This is a genomic window from Sphingobium sp. (genome assembly GCF_035511395.1).
In the GTDB taxonomy this organism is placed as follows: domain Bacteria; phylum Pseudomonadota; class Alphaproteobacteria; order Sphingomonadales; family Sphingomonadaceae; genus Sphingobium.
On sequence record NZ_DATKFP010000153.1, the window covers coordinates 1 to 7,378 of the forward strand.

Sequence of the window (7,378 nt, forward strand, 5' to 3'; positions counted from 1 at the left end):
GACGCGGTAATCGCGACCGATCATCTGTCGCAGGATCTGCGCTATGTCCGCGCCAAGATCGCGGGCGAGAATTGCTACGACACGGGCAAGCTGCGGATGATCAAGGCATGGATGGCCGCCGAGGCGATCGACCGCAGCCAGGCGCATATCCGCGCCTATTCCGATCATGTGTCGGACGCGCCGATGCTCGAATTCGCCGATATTCCCTTCGCTTCCAATCCGCACAAGCCGCTGGCGAAGCTGGCGGCGGAGCGGGGCTGGACACGGGTGGACTGGAACTGAGGGCAGGGGCTTCCCGTCCCGTCTCCGTTCTTTTCGAGCGAAGTCGAGAAACGACAGCACCGTCTGGAACGCTTCTCGACACGCTCGAAGCAAACGGAGGCTGGTGAAGGGCTTAGAGCATGATCCGATCATGCTGAAGCGGATCATGCTCTAAATTTCTTTTGTTTTCCGTATCTTCCGTGCCAGCAGATGTTACCATCTGCTTAGAAAAGGCTCTAGCCGACTGGCGCCGGCAGAGGCTCGTCCGCGAAATGGGCGGCGAGATTGGCTTGCAGCATCTGCACCATCCGCCCGACCGCTTCCTGGGTCGCGCCACCGGTATGAGGCGTCAGCACGACATTGGGCACGTCCGTCCAGCGTGACGGATCGGTCGGTTCAGGATCGAACACGTCGAGCGCCGCGCCGCCCAGCCGTCCGGCCCTAAGCGCGCCGATCAATGCCGCTTCATCCACCAACTGCCCACGCGCGACATTGACCAGCAGCCCGGCCGGACCCAGCGCATCGATTATGCCTGTGGAGATCAGGCCACGATTTTCCTCGTCGGCACGCGCTGCGACGAGCAGGATGTCGCTCTCTCGCGCCAGTGTCGCCAGGCTTTCCGCGCGCGGCCAGGGGAGGGCGGGCTTGTCGCGCGGACCCCACCAGTAGATGCGCATCCTCATCGCCTGCGCCCGTTCCGCTGCGGCGATACCGATCGCGCCCATACCGACGATGCCCAGCCGTGCGCCGCCCATCGACCGGGTCAGCGTCTTGGCATTCGCCGTCCAGAGGCCCGCGCGCAATTGCCGATCGCCTTCAACGATCCAGCGGCGATGGGCGAGCATCAGGCCGATGGCATGATCGGCCACATCCTCCGCATTGGCATTACCGGCATGGGCGACCGCAATGCCGCGCGACCGGACGAGGTCAAGGTCGACTCCGTCATAGCCCACGGTGAAGCAGGCGATGAGGCTGAGGCGGGGCATGGCCGCGATCAACGCGGGATCGAGCCGGAACTCCCCGGCCGTCACCAGCACCTGCGCCCTGTCGAGTTGTGCGCTCCCGGCGGCTTCCCAAAGCGGCACGACCTCATAGTCTGCCGCCAGCACCCCAAGCAGCGGGGCGAGGTGCGGCTGGGCAATGAAGACGACCGGGCGCGCGTCGCTCATCCGATCGTCTGCAATGCCTGTGCGAAGTCGGCGATCAGATCGTCCGCATCCTCGCAACCGATGGATATGCGGACCATATTATCGCCGATCGCCAATGCTCTCTTGCGTTCGGCGGGGACGGAAAGGTGGGTCATCGCGGCGGGATGGCTGGCCAGCGTCTCGGTGCCGCCCAGGCTGACCGCCAGCTTGGCGATCTTCAGCGCGTCAAGAAAGGCGAAGGCCTCCGCCTCGCCACCCTTGAGATAGAGCGAGAAGGTCGATCCCGCGCCGGTGCAATGGCGGCGATAGATGTCGGCCTGTCGATCCGTCTCCGGGAAACCGAGATAAACGACCTTTTCCACCTGCGGCTGGTCCTTGAGCCAGGTGCAGACCTTCTCCGCATTCTCACCCGCGCGGCTCATCCGCAGTTCCAGTGTTTCGAGCGACCGCAGCAGCATCCAGGCGCTGTGCGGGTCGAGGATAGTGCCGATCGTGTTGCGCATCAGGCGGATGCCGTTGATGAGGGCGTTGGAACCGAGCACGCCGCCTGCAACCAGATCGCTATGCCCGCCTGCATATTTGGTGAGGCTGTAGATGACCAGGTCGGCGCCATGCGCGATCGGTTTGTGCCACAGTGGGCCGAGAAACGTATTGTCGATCGCGATCGGCGGGACATGCGCTTCGCCCGCGAACAGCGAGTCGCGCCGCGCGACAACCGCTTCCAGATCGACCAACACATTGGTCGGATTGGCGGGGCTTTCCAGATAGAGCAGCGCGACGCGACCCAGCCCCTTGGCTTTCTCGATCACCGCGCCAATCTCCTCTTCGGTCGCGCCAGCCGGGAAATCGAGCCATTGTACGCCGAACTTGCCGAGAATGCGGCCGATCAGCGATTCGGTCGCGGCATAGAGCGGTGCGCTGTGGACGATGACGTCGCCGGGCTGGACCAGCGCCAGCAGGGTCGTGGCAATGGCCGACATGCCGCTGGAAAAGAGCAGCGCATCCTCCGCCTCCTCCCAGACCGACAGGCGATCTTCGCAAATTTCCTGATTGGGGCCGTTGAAGCGCGAATAGACGAGGCCCTCCGCGCCGCCGGGACGGATACCGGTTACGCCTTCGAAATGGCGTTTTCCGGCTGCCGCGCTTTCGAAGGCGAATGTTGAGGTCAGGAAGATGGGCGGTTTCAGCGATCCTTCCGAGAGGGTCGGATCATAGCCATGCCCCATCATCAGCGTGGCAGGCTTCAGCTTGCGGCCGCCAATCTCCATGATCGGAGCCTTGGGACGGCGGCGGTTGCGCGTCGGTTCGACGCCGGTGAGGTCGGCTTCGGTTTCGCCGGTCATGTCATTCTCCTGCTTGGCACGCGACGTCTTGAGCGCCGCTGTCCTGGACGGAAGTGTAACGCAGGAGCGGGGGAGGGAGCCAGAGGAATGAGCAAGAATATTTCTTCCCGCTATATGATTATTCCGCACACTGATCCGACCGACATTCAGGCCACCAGCCCTTCCTCCTCCTCGATATGGACGGGTGCCGTGTCGTTGGGGAGCTTGTTACCAGGGTGCTGAAGCTGGGCAGTATGCAGCGCCTCTGCATAGAAGCTGCACCAATTCGCCCAGAAGGTGAACGGCGCGCACCAAGCGTCGAACAGGGTTGTTGGAATGGTCCCCGTAATGATGGGGGGGTCATGATTTTCCGTCATGCGCCGATCTCCTCTCCATTTTCGCTATTCTTACCATGATCCCGCCACCGGTGCCATGTCGCGAACCCCATGTCATGCACGGCGGACCGTGACAGGGCGGATAGGGCAACCTACATCGTTGATATGCCGGCTCGCCTTCCTGTCATCGTCGAAAAATGGTTCGCCGCGCGCAGCTGGAAGCCGCGACGGCACCAGATGGAGATGCTGGAGGCCGCGGAAGCGGGGAACCATGCGCTGCTGGTGGCGCCGACCGGGGCAGGCAAGACGCTGGCGGGCTTCCTGCCGACTCTCGCGGACCTGATTCGCGATCCGATGGAGGGGCTGCACACTCTTTATGTCTCGCCTCTGAAAGCGCTGGCGGTGGATGTGCGCCGCAATTTGTTGACCCCGATCGAGGAGATGGGGCTGCCGATCCGGGTCGAAACGCGTACCGGCGATACGCCATCGGACCGCAAGGCGCGACAGCGCGCCCGCCCGCCGCAGATCCTGCTTACCACACCCGAATCGCTGTCGCTGCTGCTCAGCTATCCCGACGCCGCGCTGATGTTCGCCGATCTAAAGACCGTGATCGTCGATGAGGTTCATGCCTTCGCGACCCAGAAGCGGGGCGATCTGCTGAACCTCTCCATGGCGCGGTTGCAGGCGATCAATCCCGCCCTGCGTCGCGTGGCGCTGTCCGCGACGGTCGCCGATATCGACGCCTATCGCGCCTGGCTGGCACCCGATGGCGATATCGAGTCCGTGACGCCGGTGCTGGGCGAGCAGGGGGCTGACCCCCATGTCGCGATCCTGATCCCGGAGGGACGCGTCCCATGGTCCGGCCATTCGGGCAAATATGCCGCGAAACAGGTGATGGCGGAGATCGAGTCGCGCCAGACGACTTTGGTGTTCTGCAACACGCGCGGGCTGGCCGAGCTGATCTTTCAGGAACTCTGGTCGGCCAATGACGCCAACCTGCCGATCGCCATCCACCACGGCAGCCTGTCGATCGAGGCCCGGCGCAAGGTCGAATCGGCGATGGCGGCAGGCAAGCTGCGCGCGCTGGTGGCGACCGCCTCCCTCGACCTTGGCGTCGACTGGGGCAATGTCGACTGCGTGATCCAGATGGGCGCGCCCAAGGGAAGTTCGCGCCTGCTCCAGCGGATCGGCCGCGCCAATCACCGGCTCGACATGGCGTCGGAAGCGATCCTCATCCCCGGAAACCGTTTCGAATATCTGGAAGCGCGCGCAGCCCTCGACGCGGTGGAGGCGGGGGAGCGTGATGCCGACGATTTCCGCCCCGGTAGCCTCGACGTGCTGGCGCAGCATGTCATGGGCCTCGCCTGCGCCGGGCCGTTCCGCGCGGAGGAACTGTTGGAGGAGGTGCGGTCCGCCATGCCCTATAGCGCGCTGAGCACGGAAGCGTTCGACAATGTCCTGCATTTCATCGAGGGCGGCGGCTACGCCTTGCGCGCCTATGACCGATTCAAGCGCCTGACGCAGGAGCCGGACGGAACTTGGCGCGTATCCCATCCGCGCTTCATCCAGCAGCATCGCCTGAACGCCGGCATCATCGTCGATCAGCCTGCGCTCGCGGTGCGTTTCGCCAATGGCCGCAAGCTCGGCACGGTAGAGGAGGGATTTGCGGCCACGTTGCGGCCGGGCGATAGTTTCTTCTTCTCCGGCATGGCGCTGGAGGTCGTGCGGATGGACACGAGCGATCTGGTCGTCCGCGCGACCTCGAAACAGGCGCGGATTCCCAGCTGGGGCGGCACGCGCATGGCGATGTCCACGCGTCTCGCCGACCGGGTGCGCTCGTTTCTGGCCGAACCGGGGGAATGGCATCGCTTTCCACAGGATGTGCGCGAATGGCTGGAAATGCAGAAGCTGCGCTCCGCTCTGCCGCAGCCCGGCCAGCTTATGGTCGAAACCTTCCCGCACGAGGGGCGGCACTATCTGGTCTGCTACAGTTTCGAGGGCTGGAACGCGCATCAGTCGCTGGGGATGCTGCTGACGCGGCGCATGGAAAGCCAGGGACTGATGCCGCTGGGTTTCGTGTCCAACGACTATGCACTGGCGGTCTATGGGATGAAGCCCGTCACCGATCCCCAAAGCCTCTTTTCTGCCGACATTCTCGACCATGAATTTGTCGACTGGGTCGAACAGTCAAGCCTGTTGAAGCGTGCCTTCCGCGACGTAGCGGTGATTTCCGGGCTGATCGAGCGGCAGCATCCCGGCAAGCGCAAGACCGGGCGGCAGGTGACTTTCTCGACGGACCTCATCTACGACGTGCTGCGCAAATATCAGCCCGACCATTTGTTGCTGAAAGCCGCCTGGGCCGATGCCCGTGCGCGCATGACGGACGTCGGGCGGCTGGGCGACCTGATCGACCGCGCCGCCACGACGATGCTGCACATCGACCTCGACCGGGTCAGCCCGCTCGCCGTGCCCGTCCTGATCCTGATCGGCCGCGAACATGTGGCGCAAACGGCAGCAGAGGATGCACTGCTGATGGAGGCCGAGGCACTGGTGGCGGAGGCGATGCGTGCGGACTGATCGGAGTTTGTCCTATTCGGGGCGCCGTATCCGCATCCCTTTGGTCCGGCTTGTCAGGTGAAACTGACGGCATAAAGCGCAGCGATAAGGGCGCAGCAGGATATCCGCGCGATGGATCACCCGCCATGCGTCCTCTTCGGTACGATAGCGCGCCTTTTTAAGGCAGGTGCCTAGTTTCGTGCGCATGATGCTATCGGCGCATCGTCCGGGGTCATGGCGCGAACCCGGCCTCAATTTTCATAGCCACCGTCATCGCGCTCGCCGCCACAGCCCTTGAGGGTGCCTTCGCCGAACGATAATTGCACCCGGTCGGACCAGATGCTGTCGCTCATACCGTCGCTGCACGGGCCTTCGGATGCGGTCAGTGCAAAGCCCTCGCCCAGATAGCGGATCGCCTTGGCATCGTCATGGCGGCTGACGGCGTAGCGCACTGACGGCTTGTCGGGTCGCTCCAGTGTCGCCGTCGACCCGCGCACCGTCACTGCCCAGAAGGGCTCGGTTCCGATCGCGCGATAATCGGGCGGAGCGGGACGCGGCGATGTTTCACGTGAAACCAACGGCTTGGGCCGAGCGTCTTCAGGTGCGGTGAGATTGTCTATTTCGGCGTCGGAGATGGCAACGGCGTTGTCAATCGGCGCGATTACAGCATTCGCCGCCGGCATGGATTGATTGTCAGCCGCTGGCGCCTTTTCTCCAGCGCATGCGCCGAGCAGCGCCAGCGACAGCAGAGCCAGCCCCACCTTCACGCGCGGAGCTCGCTCCGCCGGAAGCAGGATGCCGCATGGTCGTTCACCATGCCGATCGCCTGCATCCAGGCATAGACGATGGTCGGTCCGACAAATTTGAAGCCACGCTTCTTGAGGTCTTTGGAGATGACCTCCGACAGGCCGGTGCTGGCGGGGAAGTGCAAGCCGTCATTGGTGATCGGGGTGTCGTTGACAAAGGCCCAGACATAGGCAGCGAAATCCTCGCCCCGGTCGCGCATCTCGCAGAAAATCTGCGCACCGCGGATCGTCGCCTCAATCTTGGCGCGCGCGCGCACGATACCGGGATCGCCTATCAGCCGCTCGACATCGTCAGGACCGAAGGCTGCTACTTTGTCCGGATCGAAGCCAGCAAAACCGACGCGAAAACCCTCGCGCTTGCGCAGGATGGTGATCCAGGAGAGGCCTGCCTGAAATCCCTCCAGCATCAGCGTTTCCCAGAGCATGCGCGAATCACGCTCCGGGACGCCCCATTCCTCGTCATGATAGGCGCAGTAGAGCGCGTCCGCGCCCACCCAGGCGCACCGCGTCTGTTCCGCCACCGGTCATGGATCAGACGTCCAGATTGGCGACGTTCAGCGCATTGTCCTGGATGAAGTCCCGGCGATGTTCGACCACGTCACCCATCAACTGGCTGAAAATCTCGTCGGCGATATCCGCCTGCTCCACTTCGACGCGCAGCATCGAGCGATTGTCCGGATCCAAAGTGGTTTCCCACAGCTGTTCCGCATTCATTTCGCCCAGACCTTTATAGCGCTGAATCGACAGACCCTTGCGCCCGGCGGTCAGGATCGCGTCGAGCAGTTCGCTTGGGGACGTCACCACCGTGCCCTTGGCCGGGGCGGCGGGCAGATCGTCCGCGCCCGCTTCCTCGGCCGCAGCGGCGGCCTTGACCGTCACCAACCGGCCGGAACTCTGGTAGCTGGCCGATTCTTCGCTGGCGATACTGTGCAGCTTGCGTGCTTCGGCCG

7 protein-coding genes and 1 pseudogene are annotated in these 7,378 nt (G+C 63.7%); 2 read left to right on the top strand and 6 right to left on the bottom strand.

Annotated features, from left to right (window positions below; translation table 11 throughout):
* A partial coding sequence (locus VMR39_RS09930; protein ID WP_325415790.1) for an HAD family hydrolase occupies positions 1–282 on the top strand: 282 nt, incomplete at its 5' end.
* Between the two features lie 215 nt (positions 283–497).
* Here the strand turns inward: VMR39_RS09930 and VMR39_RS09935 are convergent.
* From VMR39_RS09935 to VMR39_RS09945, 3 genes are all read right to left on the bottom strand, one after another.
* Entirely contained in the window at positions 498–1,430 is a 933-nt protein-coding gene (locus tag VMR39_RS09935) for a 2-hydroxyacid dehydrogenase (protein ID WP_325415791.1), read from the bottom strand.
* Complete coding sequence (locus VMR39_RS09940) at positions 1,427–2,752, bottom strand: cystathionine gamma-synthase family protein (protein ID WP_325415792.1); 1,326 nt, start codon at positions 2,750–2,752, stop codon at positions 1,427–1,429. Before VMR39_RS09940 ends, VMR39_RS09935 begins: the two co-directional genes overlap by 4 nt.
* A gap of 146 nt (positions 2,753–2,898) precedes the next feature.
* Positions 2,899–3,108, bottom strand: a complete 210-nt coding sequence (locus VMR39_RS09945; RefSeq protein ID WP_325415793.1) for a hypothetical protein — start codon at positions 3,106–3,108, stop codon at positions 2,899–2,901.
* A gap of 123 nt (positions 3,109–3,231) precedes the next feature.
* Between VMR39_RS09945 and VMR39_RS09950 the strand changes: the two genes are divergently transcribed.
* A complete protein-coding gene (locus tag VMR39_RS09950) occupies positions 3,232–5,643 on the top strand; it encodes a ligase-associated DNA damage response DEXH box helicase (protein ID WP_325415794.1) in 2,412 nt (803 codons plus the stop codon).
* A gap of 230 nt (positions 5,644–5,873) precedes the next feature.
* On the opposite strand, the gene VMR39_RS09955 is transcribed toward VMR39_RS09950, so the two are convergent.
* From VMR39_RS09955 to VMR39_RS09965, 3 genes and pseudogenes are all read right to left on the bottom strand, one after another.
* Positions 5,874–6,389, bottom strand: a complete 516-nt coding sequence (locus VMR39_RS09955; RefSeq protein WP_414712486.1) for a COG3650 family protein — start codon at positions 6,387–6,389, stop codon at positions 5,874–5,876.
* Complete coding sequence (locus VMR39_RS09960) at positions 6,386–6,949, bottom strand: DNA-3-methyladenine glycosylase I (protein WP_325415795.1); 564 nt, start codon at positions 6,947–6,949, stop codon at positions 6,386–6,388. The genes VMR39_RS09955 and VMR39_RS09960 overlap by 4 nt, the downstream gene beginning before the upstream one ends.
* Positions 6,950–6,959: 10 nt before the next feature.
* Positions 6,960–7,378: pseudogene (locus VMR39_RS09965) on the bottom strand (DNA gyrase subunit B); the annotation flags it as partial.